This is a genomic window from Burkholderia sp. L-4 (assembly GCF_056856535.1).
Genome location: NZ_JBXEOX010000003.1, coordinates 490,967 through 507,434 on the forward strand (window position 1 = coordinate 490,967; position 16,468 = coordinate 507,434).

Consider the following 16,468-nt stretch of genomic DNA (forward strand, 5'->3'; position numbering starts at 1 on the left):
AAACGCATCACGCATGCGGCGCACTCACGAGAAGAACCGGCGTTTTCGCGATGCGTGCAACGCGTCCGGCCACGCTGCCGACGAGCCAGCCCGTGACGCCGCGCCGCCCATGGGTGCCCAGGACGATCAGGTCCGCATGCCATTCGAGCGCGTCTTGCACGATCAGGTGAGGCACGTCCGCACCGGTGCGATCCGTTCGAATCAGTTGCGACTGCGCGCGCCCGGCGGGTGGGCCGTCGAGCAGGGTCATGGCCTTTTTCAGTACGTGATTGCCTTCGCTGATCAACGCGCCTTCCAGCGTCTCGACGGGGACGAAATCACCCAGCGATGTCGGGCGATCGAGCACGTAGATTGCCCGGCATTCGGTGTCGGGTCGCGAGAATTTCAACCCCGTTCGCAATGCGTGGAACGCAATCGCGCTTCCGTCGACGGCGAACACCATCCGCCGCGGCAGGTGTTCGGCAACCGACGCGAAACCGTCCGGAACGATCAGCAGCGGGCAGCCGACGAGCTTGCCGAGCGGGCCGGAAACCGTGCCTTCGATCCAGCCGAGCAGGCCGTGATGCTGACGTGTGCCGACGATCAGGAGGTCGGCCTGCCAGGCTTGTGCGCTGTCGGCCAACGCATCCACGACATCCCCGCCACGCGTGGCGAGGTCGATGACTTCCGTGTCGACGACGAGGTCGCCGCGATCCATTGCGGCTTTGGCGCGCGACACCGTATCAGATGCATCCCCGAGCAACTCGGCGCGCGCGGATTCGAGGAACGCCATGGTTTTCGATCCGAGCGGGACGAGCGTTCTCGGATTTTCCGCAACGCTAATGATGTGCACCGCTGCATTCGACGGGAGGAACGCTTTGGCATACGCGAGCGCGTGAGCGGATGCCGTCGAACCGTCGACGGCGATCAGCACCCGCTGGAGAGCGGGTGTCGCGTGGAAGGGGGAAGTGCTGGTGCTCATGAATGTCTCCCGCGGGCAACCGGCGATCGTGCATATGCAATTTTTCGCACGGGCGGTCTTCACGGGTTTGACCTTCGTCAAGCCAAGGTTTTGCGGGCAGAAGGAAACATGAACCACATTGTTTTCGACCGCACGTATTTTTGTTCCTCGGCAAGTCATGTTCCGAAAACGGAATGGCTCGCTGTATCAACAGGCGGCCCGGCCTGATGCCGTGTTCGCTGTCGTCCGCTATATAGCGATCTGGGTCGAAGGAAAAACCGGTTTGAGCACCGTGAAAGTCCGAATCTGACACACGCCGGGAAGATAAAGAAGCTGCTCGGCATGGAGCCGGTTGAAGCGTTCGCTACCGCGGGTGCACAGCACCATGAAGTAGTCGAACTCGCCGGTCACCACGTGGCATTCCACGCATCCGGATACGTTCTGGGCCGCTTTTTCAAACGCGGAAAAGGATTCGGGAGTCGACCGATCCAGCACGACGCCGATGAGGACGACCATGCCTGTGTCGAGGGCAGGAGCGTTGAGCAACGCGACGATTCCTCGGATCAAACCCAGACTCTTGAGCCGTTCCACGTGGCGCAGACAGGCCGGCGCGCTCAAATTCACCTTCGCCGCCAGCGCAACGTTCGAGATCGATGCGTCCTTCTGAAGGGCTCGCAGGATCGCTTTGTCCGTACGGTCAAGCGCGACGCGGCTCGCGTCATCGGGGTGAGATTTGTCGAGAAATTTTGTTGTCTATTTCATCGATTCAAAAAAATAAACATTCGTACGGATGGCGGAAATTGCATTTCAAGGCACGACAACGAACGTATGTTTGCAAGCACGTTTCGTGGTCAATTAACTAGAATTTCATCGTGCCCGGTCGCCCTGACGACATCAGGCGTCGGAACCCACCGACCCATCTTTCGGAGAACTTCCGTGAACCTCGATCGCTTTCCTCGCCACAAGCTGACCTTCGGCCCCACCCCCATCCATGAGTTGCGCCGTCTCAGCACCGAGCTGGGTGGCAAGGTTCATCTCTATGCGAAACGCGAAGACTGCAACAGCGGTCTGGCGTTCGGCGGCAACAAGACGCGGAAGCTCGAGTACATCGTTCCGGACGTTCTGGCGAGCGGAGCCGACACGCTGGTATCGATCGGCGGCATCCAGTCGAACCAGACGCGTCAGGTCGCGGCAGTCGCGGCTCATCTTGGGCTGAAATGCGTGCTGGTTCAGGAAAATTGGGTCAACTACTCGGACGCCGTGTATGACCGCGTCGGCAATATTCAGATGTCTCGCATGATGGGCGCTGACGTTCGGCTGGTCAGCGACGGTTTTGACATCGGCATTCGTCCCAGCTGGGAAGACGCAATGGAGAGCGTTCGCAAGGCGGGAGGGAAGCCGTATCCGATCCCCGCCGGTTGTTCCGAGCATCGGCTCGGCGGCCTGGGGTTTGTCGGTTTCGCGGAGGAAGTTCGCGCCCAGGAAGCTGAACTCGGATTCGAGTTCGATTACATCGTCGTTTGTTCGGTGACCGGCAGTACGCAGGCCGGCATGGTCGTCGGGTTCGCGGCGGACGGACGCGCGGATCGCGTGATCGGGATCGATGCGTCGGCCAAACCCGAGCAGACGCGCGAGCAGATTCTACGCATCGCACGCCAAACCGCCGACCTCGTGGAACTCGATCGGCCGATCAAGGACGCGGATGTGGTGCTGGACACGCGCTACGGGGGCCCCGAATACGGCCTCCCGTCGGAAGGTACGCTCGAAGCGATTCGACTGAGCGCGAAGACCGAGGGGATGTTGACCGACCCGGTTTATGAAGGCAAGTCGATGCACGGGATGATCGATAAGGTGCGCCGGGGCGAGTTTCCGGAAGGGTCCCGGGTTTTGTATGCGCACCTCGGCGGCGTCCCCGCACTGAACGCCTACAGCTTCTTGTTCAAGAACGGTTAAGGCTTGGCTGCGTTCCGGCTGCCAGATGGAGTCGGAAGCGATGGACATACAGACAATTCGGTCTACCGACTGACGGTCTATTCGCGTCGCCCCTACGCGGGGCGGCGGTCACTTTTCCTTGTCTTCCGAGGAAAGGTAACCAAAGGAAAGGCGCGTTCCTGGGCAGACGCCAAAGGGGCCTGCCCAGGTTCGTGTTCTCTTGATCGGCCGCGGTTCGTGACATGCCGGCACTGGGTGGCGACGAGCCGGTACGAAGCCGCCGCGTATCTACTCGGCCGTATGCAACTGCTTGATCAATTCGCCAACGAAGTCCGTCAATACGGTGGACAACACGCGTCCGGCCAGCGTCTGGATCTGGATCGCGCGTAACGACATCCCCGGATGATCGATCGGAATTGCTACCAGGCCGTCCGCCGCCAGACGTGCCTGCACCGTCATGCGGCTAGTCAGCGACACCACACCGGACATTTGAGTGAACGCATACAGCGTGCTCGAGTTGTTGCAGGTCAGAACGGGCTCAAAGAGCAGATTCTCGAGGCTGGCGGTCGTATCGAAAAGTTGGCGGATCGTCGTGCCGCGGTCCAGCAGGGCAATCGGGAAATTCCGCAACTCGGCCATCGACACGGTCGCGTGCCCGGCCAGCGCGTGAGTGCGAGGCACGACGGCGCAAATGGGCGCGCTTTGCGTGTACTCGACGTTGATCTCCGGCTCTCGTACGACACCGAAGGTCAGACCGATATCCGCTTCGCCACTCCGTACGTGTGCCGTCACATCGCCAGGCGCAGTCACTGCCACCTCGAAACAGGTACCGGGTGACCTTTCCAGGAATTGCGTGATGGCGCGAGGGAGAACATCCCGGGCAAACGCTTCCGACGCCGAGACGCGGATGGTGCTTCGATCGAATGAGTTCAGCGCCTTGATCTCCTCGATCACCTGCTGACCTTCGAGCAGGGTTCTCCGGACATGCGCGGCCAGCAGCTCCCCGGCCTTGTTGGGGACCATGCCACGCGCCTGACGCTCGAAAAGCGGGCAGCCGATCTCCTCCTCGAGCTTCGTGATCTGGCGGCTGATCGCCGAGATCGAAACGTGCAACTTGTCGGACGCCTCGCTCAGCGAACCGGTGTTTGCAACGGCAAGGAAGTATCGGAGTGCAGCGTTGTGCATGACGGGCCGCCAAGTTTGCGTTATCGGAAAGCGGGGCAGGCGAAAAAGTCAATTGTAGTGCGCATTTTGGTTCCGTACGCTTGACTCATCAGGGTTGAACACACCGCTCTTCCACGATACACGCGAGGATCACGATGACGCGCCGCCAAGCAATCGACTCTGCCACAAACTATTTCGATTCGGGTGGATTCCTGAAAGATCTCGCGCGTCGCGTCCACATGATGACGGAAAGTCAGGATTCCGGAAGATTGAACGAGCTTCGAGCATACCTCGTCGACGAGATTGCCCCATCGATTGGCCGTATTGGTTTTGAGTCGCGTATTGTCGAAAACCCCGTTGAAGGGCATGCGCCGTTTTTGATTGCGACGCGTATCGAGGATCCCTCGCTTCCGACGATGCTGATGTACGGGCACGGTGATGTCGTTCGTGGTTATGACGGACAGTGGATGGACCAGATGTCGCCATGGAACATTACGGTTGAAGGAGACCGGTGGTTTGGGCGGGGCACGGCGGACAACAAAGGGCAACACACCATCAACCTGGCCGCGTTGGAGCAAGTCATCGAGGCCAGGAATCGACGTCTGGGTTTCAATGCGACGCTGCTGCTCGAGATGGGGGAAGAGACAGGATCGCCTGGGCTACGCACGGTGTGCGAGCAGCACAAGAACCTTCTCGCGGCCGACCTTCTGATCGCTTCGGACGGCCCCCGGGCCAGATCGAATGTCCCGTGTGTTTTTCTTGGGTCTCGCGGATTCGTCAACTTCACGCTTTCCGTCCGGCTCCGTTCGGGCGCCCATCATTCCGGAAATTGGGGAGGGGCGCTCAGCAATGCCGGAACCGTACTCGCCAACGCCATTTCATCGCTCGTCGACGGGCGTGGGCGGATCCTCGTCGACGCGCTGTTGCCGAAGCCTATTCCGGTTGCGGTACGAACAGCGCTGAAGAATATTGCCGTCGGCGGCGGTCCCAACGATCCTCAGGTCGACGGTCATTGGGGAGAACCTGGCTTGACGGCTCAAGAGCGTGTCTATGCATGGAACGCCCTTGAGGTACTGGCCTTCACCACCGGTAACCCGACCAGCCCGATCGGGGCGATTCCTCCCGTTGCGCATGCGCATTGCCAACTCCGATACGTCGTCGGTACGGATTGCGAGCGTATCGAAGAAGTTCTACGGCGTCGCCTCGACGCGTGCGGCTTCGACAGGGTCGAGGTTGCGATCGGCGAGCGGATGGGCGCCACGCGTCTGCCGCCGGAAGATCCGTGGGTCGCATGGGCGCTCGATTCAATCGAGCAGACGACGGGAAAGCATCCCGACTTGCTTCCCAATCTTGGCGGGTCTCTGCCAAACGACGTCTTTTCCGAGGTTCTGGGCCTTCCAACGATCTGGATTCCGCACTCGTACGGAGCCTGCTCCCAGCATGCCCCGAACGAACACCTGCTTGGAAGCGTCGCTCGTGAGGCGCTGCAGATCATGGCCGGCATATTCTGGGATCTCGGGGAGTCGGCATCCGCCGTCCGAGATCGACGCAGGGAAGGAGCACGTGTCGAACGGGCATAAGACGCCCATTTTTAATGCACTTGTTATCGTAAGTTAACGGAGAATGAGATGCGTACGATGGAAATGGTGGATGCCGCGCCGGCAAGGGAACGAGCGCCAAACGTTTTTCGACTGGTGTCTGCCGCAACCGTCGGCAATGCGTTGGAGTGGTTCGACATACTGATTTACGGATTCTTCGCCATCTCGATTTCAAAGGCTTTCTTTCCGGCGTCGAGCAGTGGGGTATCCCTGCTTCTGACCTTCGGGACATTCGCGATCTCGTATTTGGCCAGGCCGATCGGCGCGCTCGTGCTGGGTTCGTATGCGGATCGTCGCGGTCGCAAGGCATCGATGATGGTTTCGATTGTTACGATGATGGTCGGCACGACGACGATCGCACTGACGCCGAGTTACGAGTCGATCGGGGTGACCGCACCGATCCTGGTGATCTGCGCTCGATTGCTTCAGGGTTTTTCCGCGGGCGGCGAATTTGGCAGTACAACGGCCTTTCTGGTGGAGCAGTGTCCCGAACGCAAGGGATTGTTCGCCAGCTTCCAGTTCGCGAGTCAGGGATTGAGCTACATGCTCGCGGCCGGTTTTGGTGTTCTCCTCACCTTGACCCTGGATGGAGACGCGATCGACTCATGGGGTTGGCGCGTGCCGTTTCTCTTTGGCGTGCTGATCGGTCCCGTCGGCCTGTACTTGCGAAAGCACGTGCATGAGAGCGATGGCGCAAGGCATGAAAGGCCCGAATCGTTCCCGGTGAGGGAGGTGTTCGTCAATCAGAAAACCAGAATGTTGTTGGCGATCGGTACGCTCGTCCTTTCCACTGGCGCCAGTTACGTCATTCTTTATATTCCGACCTACGCGGTACGCGAGCTTCATCTGCCTGCCAGTTTCGGCTTCATCGCAACGATGTTGACCGGCGGCATCCTGACGTTCGTCACGCCGTTCGTTGGCTATCTTTCGGACAAGATCGGCCGCGTTAGACTGATGACCTGGGCCGGGACAGCATTTATCTTGACCATTTATCCGGTCTTCAAATTGCTTGGGGCGCATCCCGATCTGGGAAGGCTCATTGCGATGATGGCTTGGATCGGGACGCTGAAGGCGGTCTATTTTGGCGCACTACCTGCGTTGATGGCGGAAGTATTTCCGACAGGAACCCGGGCGACCGGTATGGCTATCAGCTACAACATCGGCGTCACGCTGTTTGGCGGCTTCGCGCCGCTGATCGTCGCATCGTTGATACATCAGACAGGCAATTTGGCATCGCCGGCGTTTTACCTGATGCTGCTCGGCGTGCTGAGTTTGAGTGCATTGCGGGGATGCCGATCGATGTTGAATCTTCGATAGGCAGCGCATCGAGCGATTGCTTCACCGGATGCGGTCCGAGACTGTTTCGATGAAATGCGAGGCGAGGTCGGAATGAGTGCAAGGAAACTGGACACGGTATCGTTGGAGGCCTCGATGTGGAATTGGCTATTACCGCCTTCGGAGCGGGCCCGCGTGTGTGTCGTCGTTGATCCAAGCCCTGGCGTGGCCGCGGTTTCAGCGACCGTAGCCTCCTTGGCGGCGGTGCCGGAGGTGGCGCTTCTCCAGATTGACGATCCCGCTGATGCACACCGTGCATGGAGCGAGTCGCTGATGTCGGGCAGCATGTCCAATGCGTCGAAGACGAGCGGGGATGACCGGTTGAGTCAATTGCCGCGAGGCGTGCCGTTGCTATTGTGGTCGACACGTCCGCAAGACCTCGACTGGCTCGGCAGCATCGAAGGAAACAGGGTGAGTGCTCTCGTTACCGTCGAGGGCGACGGGGTCGAAATGCAAGTATCTCGTCTTCTCACGCTTGTTTTGAAGGAGTTGAAGCAGGCGATCGCCGAGCACGTATTAATTTACTGATGCGATAAAAATGGTCTTGCTTCGGAGTGTGGCTTTCCGGATTTATTCGAGTCATTTCAATGACGGAGAACGGGCCCGGTCGCTACGGGATTCCCGCGTGTATGCAGGAACGACATGCGCGACCAGGTATCCCGCTACACGCGATGTCGGCTTGTTTTACGCATGACAGGCAGCGGACTCGATGCAACGCCTCGAATAGCCGAGTTGGCTTGAAAGATATTCGACGATTCTCGTTCCGAGGCGAGATCGGTTCAGTCGACACCTGGTAATCGGCATGACGATGCGCGCGAAGTGCCGGGCACGCGCCCGCGCTTCGCGGGCAGAACATATGTCCGCCTGGAGTGGCGCTACGGGAAAGCGCGGACCTTGTCCAGAACGGCATCTTTCCTCAAGTTTATTCGATGCGTGACGATAATGAGAATACTCAGTAAACCGAATTAATCACGTGTCTTGAATTCATCAATTTTTCATCAACATGAACGAGTGAAAGGTATGTTGACCGTTATTTCGAAGTTGAACATCGGCAAGCGGCTGGGGCTCGGTTTTGCCTTGGTATTGGCGATGTCGTTGATCGGGATCGTCATCGGACTGATGCGTTTGTCTTCCGTTGCCCAGGCAACCCGCGACCTGGTCGCCAAGCCGTTGCAGACCGAACGGCTGGTCAATGACTGGTCCCGGCAAATCAGCGTCGCGGTTACGCGTACTACCGCGATTGCCAAGAGTGCCGATCCGGGGCTGGCCAGCTATTTCAACGACGAAGCCATTGCTGCATCGAAAGTGTCTGCGGCGAAGCAAACGGCCATCGAGGCGCTGATGACGTCGGGCACGGAAAAGCGCTTGTTCGCTGCCATCGGCGAACAACGCAAGCTTTTCCTCGCTATCCGGGATCGGATCTATGCGTTGAAGAAAGAAGGAAAAGCGGAGCAGGCCGACCAGTTGCTCGAACAGCAGTTCATACCGACCGCGCGGCAATTGGTCGACAAAGTCGATGCGTTGGTGAAGTACCAGCGCGTGGAAATCGACGGACTCGCGGCCGAGATCGACGCAAATTATCAATTCGGGCGCACGTTGATGATCGCGTTCGGCGTGGTCGGCATGCTGCTGAGCGTGGTATGTGGATGGCTGATCACCAGCAGTATTACCCGGCCGCTCATGCGCGCGACGGACGTCGCGCATCGAGTGGCCAGAGGCGACCTTAGCGTTCGTGTCGATGTTCATGGCACGGACGAACTCGGCCAATTGCTCGGCAGCTTGCGTGACATGCAAGCTGCACTTCTTCGCGTGGTTTCCAATGTGCGCCGCGGCTCGGATAACCTGGCGGCGGCGAGTGCCGAAATCGCACAGGGCAACGACGATCTCAGCTCCCGCACGGAGAGCCAGGCCAGTGCGCTCGAGCAAACCGCCGCGTCCATGGAAGAACTGAGTTCCACGGTGGCCCGGAATGCCGATAACGCTCACGAAGCGAATCAATTGGCCGTGAACGCGTCCACGGTTACCGCGCAATGCGGCGAAGTGATCAACCAGGTTGTGGCGACCATGAAGGGCATCCACGACAGTTCCCATCGAATCTCGGATATCACGGGTGTCATCGACAGCATTGCCTTTCAGACGAACATTCTGGCCTTGAATGCCGCGGTCGAGGCTGCGCGTGCCGGCGAGCAGGGCAGAGGTTTCGCGGTCGTTGCCAGCGAGGTGCGCAGCCTGGCCGGACGTTCGGCCGATGCGGCCAAGGAGATCAAGAAGCTGATCGGCTCGAGCGCGGGGCGCGTCGCTCAAGGCTCGGCGGAAGTCGAGCGCGCGTGGGTGGCGATGACCGAAGTCGTGAACTCGATCCGTCGCGTCACCGAGACGATGAGCGAAATCAGCGCCGCCAGCACCGAGCAATCGCTCGGCGTGGCCCAGATCGGCGAAGCCGTCGGCCAGATGGAGCGTACGACGCAGCAAAACGCCGCGTTGGTCGAGCAAACGGCGGCAGCGGCCATCAGTCTGCGTCAGCAGTCCCGGGAACTCGTGGAGGTCGTGTCGGTGTTTCAGCTTGGACGAGGTGAGGGGCTGTAGAGCCGAGCGTATTGTCGAATGGAAGAGACGGTGCGCTCGCGAGCACGGCATGCGGGCGCACCGTCGCGCTGAATCGCGGTCAAGCGAACGCGGACGAATGGCCCGGTCCCTTGATGCCGGATGTTGCCCGACAGCGCGTCGGGCAATGCGACGATCGAATCGTAGCGCGCGGAAAGGCGGTCTGCCTGCGCACCCGCGTGACTCAGTGTTTCCCGCTCCGCAGTCGTGGCTTCCCATTGTCGACGCACGAATTGCTCGTGTCGAATCGGCAGCGGGTTCCGCAGCCCGATGTCGTCGTGTCAGCCTCGATCGAGCATCGCACGGTCCGGCATGCGTCCGTCCATGGAGTATCGGGTCAACGCGTCCTGGATCGCCCGGGCTTCTCCCATTGAACGCCGACCAGATAGAACCGGCTCATCCGCGCGCTTGCAGATGCAGGTCACGGCGGACGATAGGCGTGGCATGCCGTTCTCCCTGTCCGGCGCATGATCGGCAGATGGAAGCCGCGAGCCGCCGCCGAGGCGTTGCTCGGCGATGCCCGGCCGGCATCGGGCAGGGCACCGGTTGCCGGTGCCCCGTTTACTTGTCGTACCAGGTGTGGATTTTCGACGCGCCCTGTTGCTGCAGGTATTGCTGAAGCTCCTGCTCACTGCGGACCGACGTCGTCTGGTTGATTTGACGATCGGTGATATCGAGGCGGTCGCCGACACGTTTCGCGGACACCAGGTGGCCGATGCCCGAATCGCGCTGCATGCCGAGCGCGAACTGGTGACCTTCCGGGAATTGAGCCAGCCCCTTGACGAGATCGTCGGCGGTGCCCTGGCGATGCTCGACGTTGCCGTTGTTGATGTGCTTGAACGCGGCGGTCACCGTATCGGGCTGCATGCCGTGCGCACTGATGTCTTTCACGTCCTGCTCCGACAGCCCGAGCTTCTGCACCACCGTGGGTTCGGACCAGCCGGTCAGGGACGCGATGGTATGCAGGCCGCAATCGTTCTGCGTGCCGGCATGAAACGGCGTGGTGCCATTGTCCGCACCCATCGCGGGGCCCGTTGCACCTGCACCCCGCTTCGGGCGAGCCATCGCTGACAAATCGGAAAGCTGTCCTAACGATGCGGCAGGCGCCCGCGGTTTTCCTGCGGGATGCCCGGCCGGGCTGTCCTGCGTGTGTTCGGAAACGGCGCCGCTGCGGGTGGACGAAATTTTCATGATGGACGTGCTCCAGGAAGAATCGGGAGGGTGCCGGCGGCCCCGGGCCGGACAACGGCTTCCAGGGGAAGGTGCGACGGTCGCCGAACCTGTCGGACCGAGTGTGGTGGATGCATCGATCTTGCCCTTGCGTGAGCGATCGCCTTACCTTAAAGTAAGGAATATAGGAGGTACCATCATGACAGCAGCAACCATCACATCAAAGGGTCAGGTCACGATTCCCGTGGACGTGCGCAATCAGCTTGGTTTGCAGGCCGGCGACCGGATCGAGTTCAGCTTTAACGAGGGAACTGGCAGGTATGAGGTCTATCCGGCCACGCGGTCGCTTGCGTCGCTCAAGGGCATCGTGAAAAAGCCCGCGAAACCGGTGTCGATCGAGGAAATGAATCGAGCCATCGCGGACCAAGGAGCATCCGCGAAATGATCGGATTGGATACGAACGTGCTGGTCCGCTACTTCGCCCAGGACGACGACGTACAGTCGAGGAAGGCGACGGCGCTGATGGAGTCTCTGTCGACCGAGCGGCCGGGATACGTTTCGCAGGTCGCCTTGGTCGAAGTTGTGTGGGTGCTCGGGCGGTGCTACGGCGTTGAGCGCGAGCAGATGAAGGACATCATCGACTCGATGATCGGCACCAAGGAACTGGCAGTTGAAGGTGCGGACACGGTGCGAAAGGCACTTCGCGTGTACGCGGCATCTTCAAAGGCGGATTTCGCAGACTGCCTGATCGAGCGTTCCGGCCATGCAGCCGATTGTGAGTACACGGCTACCTTTGATGTCGGGGCCGCCAAGGTCGCAGGGATGCAGTTGATCAAGTAATCGCCGTGCAAGCCGATAAACAGGAAACCAACCTGGCGCGCTAGCCAGTGCTCCGCACGGCCGGCAGCCGAAGCAGGTGTACAAGCTGAAAAAGCTTTCTTCATGGCGTGCAGTGTTGCGAGCGTGGCAATTGGCGCCGCCTCGGCAGTAAACGCAATGGATGGAAGCTACGAAGTTCGTTGGGAGTCTCCTACGCTGGAAAAATCGGACCGGCCGGGCCAGCAGCCCGATACCGGGCGACCAGCCGTTCAATCTGCCGTCGACTGATCCCGAGCCGCTCCGCGGCCCGCCAAGGCATCAGACGCTGCTCGACCACAGCTTCCACGACCTTCAGACGATCCAGCTCCCGCATGCTCATGGTGATCAGTCCAGGTTGCCCCACGATGCGCTCCGGCAGTTCGAACCGCCGCCAGCACGCGCCGAAACCCCCGAACACGACATTAGGATATAGCTGCTACACACAAAAAAGTTGATCATCAGCATTATGTAAAATTACTGCCCAGGAATGCCTGCGTGCGCTCCGGCAGTCGGAAGCCGGAAGCCTCGCATGCGGCGCTCGCGTTCGCGTGTAGGCTGATGACTGTTCTCGCTCGGTTGTTCACGCGGGCAGCCGCTTTGACGAAAATATGCTCCGCGTTTACGAGTTCCGGAACATCTGCCTTGGCCGCCGGATAGCTGCGCAACTGATCGGTGACGATCTTGTTCGGTGCGGAGCACGAGCGCAGCACTCGCTGAAAGAAGCGTTTGGCTGCGGCCTTGTCGCGTAGATTCTGCAGCAAGATGTCGATTTCGGTGCCCTGCTCGTCGACCGTGCGCCACAGCGAATGCGGCTCGCCACGCAGCGTCACGAAGATTTCGTCGAGGTGCCAGGTGGTTCCAAGGCGGCGCCGGCTGGCCTTGATCCGGTGGGCGAAACCGACGCCGAACTTGTCGCACCAACGGCGGATCGTTTCATAGCTTACGATCACGCCGCGCTCGAACACGTGACAAAGCCGCTTGTCGGGTGGAAATGCGCAATTTTTCGCTTTGGATCTTTCGAATCTGCCGGCGAATCGCATCGTTATACAGAAACCCATTCGTCGCCGAGCTGTTTCGAGCGAACTTTCGCCGCGAGCACACCGCGCTTGATACTCGTGGCGACATCGGCCCGCGCGAATGTGGCGAGCGCAGCAGCCGTTGTCCCCCCCTTTGAGGTCACGCGTTCGCGCAGCACGCTCACTGGATCGGTCGATTCGAACGCAAGTTGCACCGCGCCTTTGAATGTCGCAAGCGTCAGCGCGCGTGCCTGCGCCGACGAGAATCCGAACTCTTCAGCGGCCGCCTGCATCGCTTCGATGAAATAGAAAATGTAAGCGGGCCCGCTACCCGAGATCGCCGTCACCGAATCCAGATCGTCCTCGGCGTCGAACCAGCTGACAACGCCCACCGCGCCGAGAATCGTCGATGCGTCTTCGCGATCATCGCCACCGACTTCCGGGGATGCAAAAAGACCCGTAGCGCCCAAACCGATCAACGCGGGCGTGTTCGGCATGGCGCGCACCACGCGTGTGTGCCCGCCCAGCCAGTTCGACAGTTCCCGCACCCGAACGCCCGCAGCAACGCTAATGACGAGCTGTCCCCGCAGCAGTGGCGAGATCGATGCACAGGTTGCCTGCATCTGTTGAGGCTTGACGGCCAGCACGATCACGTCGCTTTCCGACAGCCCCGAATCGATGCGTTCGTGTGCGTCGATGCCGAACGTCGTGCTGCATTTCGCGCGCGCTTCTGCGCCCGGGTCGATCGCGGCGATATCGCCCGGAGCGGCACCACGGCTGATCAATCCGCCAATAAGCGCGCTCGCCATATTTCCTGCGCCGATAAATGCAATCTTCATGAGTGGCTCGCTATCTGGATGAGGTGTTCATTGATTTCGACGCAGCGCGATCGGTGGACTGCGTCATTACATATTCGGGTAATTCGGCCCGCCGCCGCCTTCCGGCGTGACCCACGCGATGTTCTGCGTCGGGTCCTTGATGTCGCAGGTCTTGCAGTGCACGCAGTTCTGCGCGTTGATCACGAGGCGATCGCTGCCGTCGTCGTTCTTCACGAACTCGTACACCGCCGCCGGGCAGAAACGCCCCTCCGGTCCCGCGTACGTGCGCAGGTTCACGTTCACCGGCACGCTCGCATCCTTCAGCGTCAGGTGCGCCGGCTGGTTCTCCTCGTGGTTCGTGTTCGAGATGAACACCGACGACAGCCGGTCGAACGTCAGCTTGCCGTCCGGCTTCGGGTATTCGATCGGCTCGCACTGCGACGCCGGCTTCAGCATCTCGTGATCCGCATGCTTGTGGTGCAGCGTCCACGGCACGTTGCCGCCCATCACCTTCTGCTCGAGCCCGACCATCAGCGTGCCCAGGTACAGGCCCTTCGCCATCCACTGCTTGAAGTTGCGCGCGCGGTACAGCTCCGTGTACAGCCACGACTGCTTGAACGCGTCCGGGTACGCGTTCAACTCGTCCGACTGGCGGCCGGCCTGCACCGCGTCGAACGCCGCGTCCGCCGCCAGCATGCCGGTCTTGATCGCCGCGTGGCTGCCCTTGATCCGCGATGCGTTCAGGAAGCCCGCGTCGTCGCCGATCAGCGCGCCGCCCGGGAACACCGTCTTCGGCAGCGACAGCAGGCCGCCCGCCGTGATCGCGCGCGCGCCGTACGACACGCGCTTGCCGCCTTCGAGGAACGCGCGGATCGACGGGTGCGTCTTGTAGCGCTGGAATTCCTCGAACGGCGACAGGTACGGGTTCGTGTAGCCCAGGCCCACCACGAAGCCGACCACGACCTGGTTGTTGTCCATGTGATACAGGAACGAGCCGCCGTAGGTGTCGGACTTCAGCGGCCAGCCGGCCGTGTGGATCACGAGGCCCGGCTTGTGCTTGGCCGGATCGATTTCCCACAGTTCCTTGATGCCGATCCCGTATGCCTGCGAATCCGCGTTCGCGTCGAGCTTGTACTTCGCGATCAGTTGCCGCCCCAGATGGCCGCGGCAGCCTTCGGCGAACAGCGTGTATTTCGCGTGCAGCTCCATGCCGAGCTGGAAGTTCTCGGTCGGCTCGCCGTCCTTGCCCACGCCCATGTTGCCGGTGGCGACGCCTTTGACCGAGCCATCATCGTTGTAGAGGATCTCGGCGGCCGGGAAGCCGGGGAAGATCTCGACGCCCAGCGCTTCGGCCTGCTGACCCAGCCAGCGCGTGACGTTGCCCAGCGAAATCACGTAGTTGCCGTGGTTCTTGAAGTTGTCGGGCAACGCCCAGTTGGGCGTGGTGACCGCGCTGCTCTCCGACAGGAACAGGAAGCGGTCTTCCGTCACCTCGACGTCGAGCGGCGCGCCGCGTTCCTTCCAGTCGGGGAACAGTTCGGTGATCGCGCGCGGGTCCATCACCGCGCCCGACAGGATGTGCGCGCCGATCTCGGAACCCTTCTCGAGCACGCACACGCCGATCTCGGTGCCTTTCTCGGCGGCCAGCTGCTTGAGCCGGATCGCCGCCGACAGCCCGGCGGGGCCGCCGCCGACGATCACGACGTCGTATTCCATCGATTCGCGTGCTGCATTCGAATCCGGGTGTATCACGTCACATCATCCTTAAAATAAGTAGATCTAAGCGAAGAAGCGAGACAAGTACAAAAGTATTCGTCAGACTCGCTTAATCGACTTCCGCCAATGAAGTCCCAATAGGCCGTACACACTCGCGATTCAAGCTCTCGACTCGGGTTCGTCCAAGCAGAGTCATCGTCGTATTCATTTCCGCTTTCATCAGCGCGAGCACATGCGAGACACCGCCCTTGCCTCGCGCGGCCAGCCCGTAGAGCGGTGCGCGTCCGAGCAGCACCGCTGTCGCGCCAAGCGAGACTGCCTTGACGACGTCCGAACCGCGCCGCGCGCCACCATCGACGAAAACGCGCAGATCGCGGCCCACCTGCCGATGAATCGCCGGCAGCACGTCGAGCGGCGCAGGCGCGCTCGCAAGCTGCCTGCCGCCATGATTCGACAGCACGACGCCATCCGCGCCGGCGTCGCGAGCGAGAAGTGCGTCATCGACATCCAGAATGCCTTTAACGACCACGCGCCCGCGCCAATGACGCCGTATCCACGTGACATCGGACCATTGCAACGCCAGGTCCATCTCTCGGCTCAGCAACGCGGCCTGCCGGTCCAGGTTCTCGGCTTCGCCCACGCTCTTCGCGATGTTGCGCAGTTGCGGCACGCCGTGCCACAGCATCTGGCACGACCACCGCGGATGCCGGACGCAGTCCAGCAACAACTTCGCCGACGGCCTCAGCGGCATGCGAAAGCCATTGCGCACATCGTGGTCGCGATTGCCATGAACGGGCGTATCGACCGTCAACACCAGCGTGCTGAACGCCGCATCGCTCGCGCGCCGCATCATGTCCTCGGCGATCGCGCGGTCGCGCTGCACGTACAACTGAAGCCACAGATCCGCATCCGGTGCAGCGGCACGCACGTCCTCCAGCAACGACGTTGCCGCCGTGGACACGACGAACGGCAAACCCGCTTCGGCTGCGGCCGCCGCCAGTATCTCGTCGCCCCTCGGCCAGAACAGACCATTGAGCCCGGTTGGTCCGACGATCATCGGTGCAGCGACTTCGCGGTCCCATATCGAAGTGGCCGGCGAGCACGCGGACACATTCGCCAGGACACGCGGCCTGAACTGCCATCGCCCGTAGCTGTTGCGCGCCGCGCGCATCGAATCGCCATCTTCGGCCGCGCCTTCGAGGTAATCCCATGCAATCCCGGCAAGGCGCGCCCGAGCGGCACGGCGGTAATCGTCAATACAAGCCAGCATGTCGGCCCCTGAAGTTCCGCGAGAAAATAATTGCATTACAATTACAC

General features: G+C 61.0%; 13 protein-coding genes and 3 pseudogenes. 7 read left to right on the forward strand and 9 right to left on the reverse strand.

Annotated features, from left to right (window positions below):
• Positions 1-7: 7 nt before the first annotated feature.
• Positions 8-961, reverse strand: coding sequence for a universal stress protein (locus AC1VVG_RS32730; RefSeq protein WP_200087755.1), 954 nt, complete (start codon positions 959-961; stop codon positions 8-10).
• Positions 962-1,189: 228 nt separating this feature from the next.
• Positions 1,190-1,657, reverse strand: a pseudogene (locus tag AC1VVG_RS32735) (Lrp/AsnC family transcriptional regulator); the annotation flags it as partial.
• Between the two features lie 219 nt (positions 1,658-1,876).
• On the opposite strand from AC1VVG_RS32735, the gene AC1VVG_RS32740 reads away from it, so the two are divergent.
• A complete protein-coding gene (locus tag AC1VVG_RS32740) occupies positions 1,877-2,893 on the forward strand; it encodes a 1-aminocyclopropane-1-carboxylate deaminase (RefSeq protein ID WP_482837493.1) in 1,017 nt (338 codons plus the stop codon).
• A gap of 267 nt (positions 2,894-3,160) precedes the next feature.
• On the opposite strand, the gene AC1VVG_RS32745 is transcribed toward AC1VVG_RS32740, so the two are convergent.
• Positions 3,161-4,057: a LysR family transcriptional regulator gene (locus AC1VVG_RS32745; protein WP_482837494.1), complete on the reverse strand. Its 897-nt coding sequence runs from the start codon at positions 4,055-4,057 to the stop codon at positions 3,161-3,163.
• 134 nt (positions 4,058-4,191) lie between these two features.
• Here AC1VVG_RS32745 and AC1VVG_RS32750 point away from each other — a divergent pair, with 134 nt between their 5' ends.
• The 4 genes from AC1VVG_RS32750 (at position 4,192) to AC1VVG_RS32765 (ending at position 9,555) form a co-directional block, all read left to right on the forward strand.
• Positions 4,192-5,616, forward strand: coding sequence for a M20 family metallopeptidase (locus AC1VVG_RS32750; RefSeq protein ID WP_482837495.1), 1,425 nt, complete (start codon positions 4,192-4,194; stop codon positions 5,614-5,616).
• A 48-nt stretch (positions 5,617-5,664) separates the two neighbouring features.
• Complete coding sequence (locus tag AC1VVG_RS32755) at positions 5,665-6,951, forward strand: MFS transporter (RefSeq protein ID WP_482837496.1); 1,287 nt, start codon at positions 5,665-5,667, stop codon at positions 6,949-6,951.
• 72 nt (positions 6,952-7,023) lie between these two features.
• Positions 7,024-7,497, forward strand: a complete 474-nt coding sequence (locus AC1VVG_RS32760; protein WP_482837497.1) for a hypothetical protein — start codon at positions 7,024-7,026, stop codon at positions 7,495-7,497.
• A gap of 492 nt (positions 7,498-7,989) precedes the next feature.
• The gene (locus tag AC1VVG_RS32765; protein ID WP_059561015.1) at positions 7,990-9,555 is read left to right on the forward strand and encodes a methyl-accepting chemotaxis protein; all 1,566 of its coding nucleotides are present in this window, start codon (positions 7,990-7,992) and stop codon (positions 9,553-9,555) included.
• Between the two features lie 579 nt (positions 9,556-10,134).
• Here AC1VVG_RS32765 and AC1VVG_RS32770 read toward each other — a convergent pair.
• A complete protein-coding gene (locus AC1VVG_RS32770; protein ID WP_482837498.1) occupies positions 10,135-10,764 on the reverse strand; it encodes a hypothetical protein in 630 nt (209 codons plus the stop codon).
• 178 nt (positions 10,765-10,942) lie between these two features.
• Here AC1VVG_RS32770 and AC1VVG_RS32775 point away from each other — a divergent pair, with 178 nt between their 5' ends.
• Positions 10,943-11,188, forward strand: a complete 246-nt coding sequence (locus tag AC1VVG_RS32775) for an AbrB/MazE/SpoVT family DNA-binding domain-containing protein (protein WP_034192153.1) — start codon at positions 10,943-10,945, stop codon at positions 11,186-11,188.
• Positions 11,185-11,583, forward strand: coding sequence for a PIN domain-containing protein (locus AC1VVG_RS32780; RefSeq protein ID WP_034192154.1), 399 nt, complete (start codon positions 11,185-11,187; stop codon positions 11,581-11,583). The genes AC1VVG_RS32775 and AC1VVG_RS32780 overlap by 4 nt, the downstream gene beginning before the upstream one ends.
• 208 nt (positions 11,584-11,791) lie before the next feature.
• Here AC1VVG_RS32780 and AC1VVG_RS32785 read toward each other — a convergent pair.
• The 5 genes and pseudogenes from AC1VVG_RS32785 to AC1VVG_RS32805 all read right to left on the reverse strand — a co-directional run.
• Positions 11,792-11,941: pseudogene (locus tag AC1VVG_RS32785) on the reverse strand (helix-turn-helix domain-containing protein); the annotation flags it as partial.
• Between the two features lie 170 nt (positions 11,942-12,111).
• A pseudogene (locus AC1VVG_RS32790) lies at positions 12,112-12,566 on the reverse strand (IS6 family transposase); the annotation flags it as partial.
• 77 nt (positions 12,567-12,643) lie between these two features.
• Positions 12,644-13,456 (reverse strand): pyrroline-5-carboxylate reductase, encoded by an 813-nt coding sequence (gene proC / locus AC1VVG_RS32795; protein WP_482837499.1) that lies wholly within the window; start codon positions 13,454-13,456, stop codon positions 12,644-12,646.
• A 66-nt stretch (positions 13,457-13,522) separates the two neighbouring features.
• Positions 13,523-15,151 (reverse strand): electron transfer flavoprotein-ubiquinone oxidoreductase, encoded by a 1,629-nt coding sequence (locus AC1VVG_RS32800; RefSeq protein ID WP_482837500.1) that lies wholly within the window; start codon positions 15,149-15,151, stop codon positions 13,523-13,525.
• A gap of 109 nt (positions 15,152-15,260) precedes the next feature.
• Positions 15,261-16,421 carry an alpha-hydroxy acid oxidase gene (locus AC1VVG_RS32805; RefSeq protein WP_482837501.1) on the reverse strand — a complete coding sequence of 387 codons (1,161 nt, stop codon included), beginning with the start codon at positions 16,419-16,421 and terminating at the stop codon, positions 15,261-15,263.
• Between the last annotated feature and the right edge of the window lie 47 nt (positions 16,422-16,468).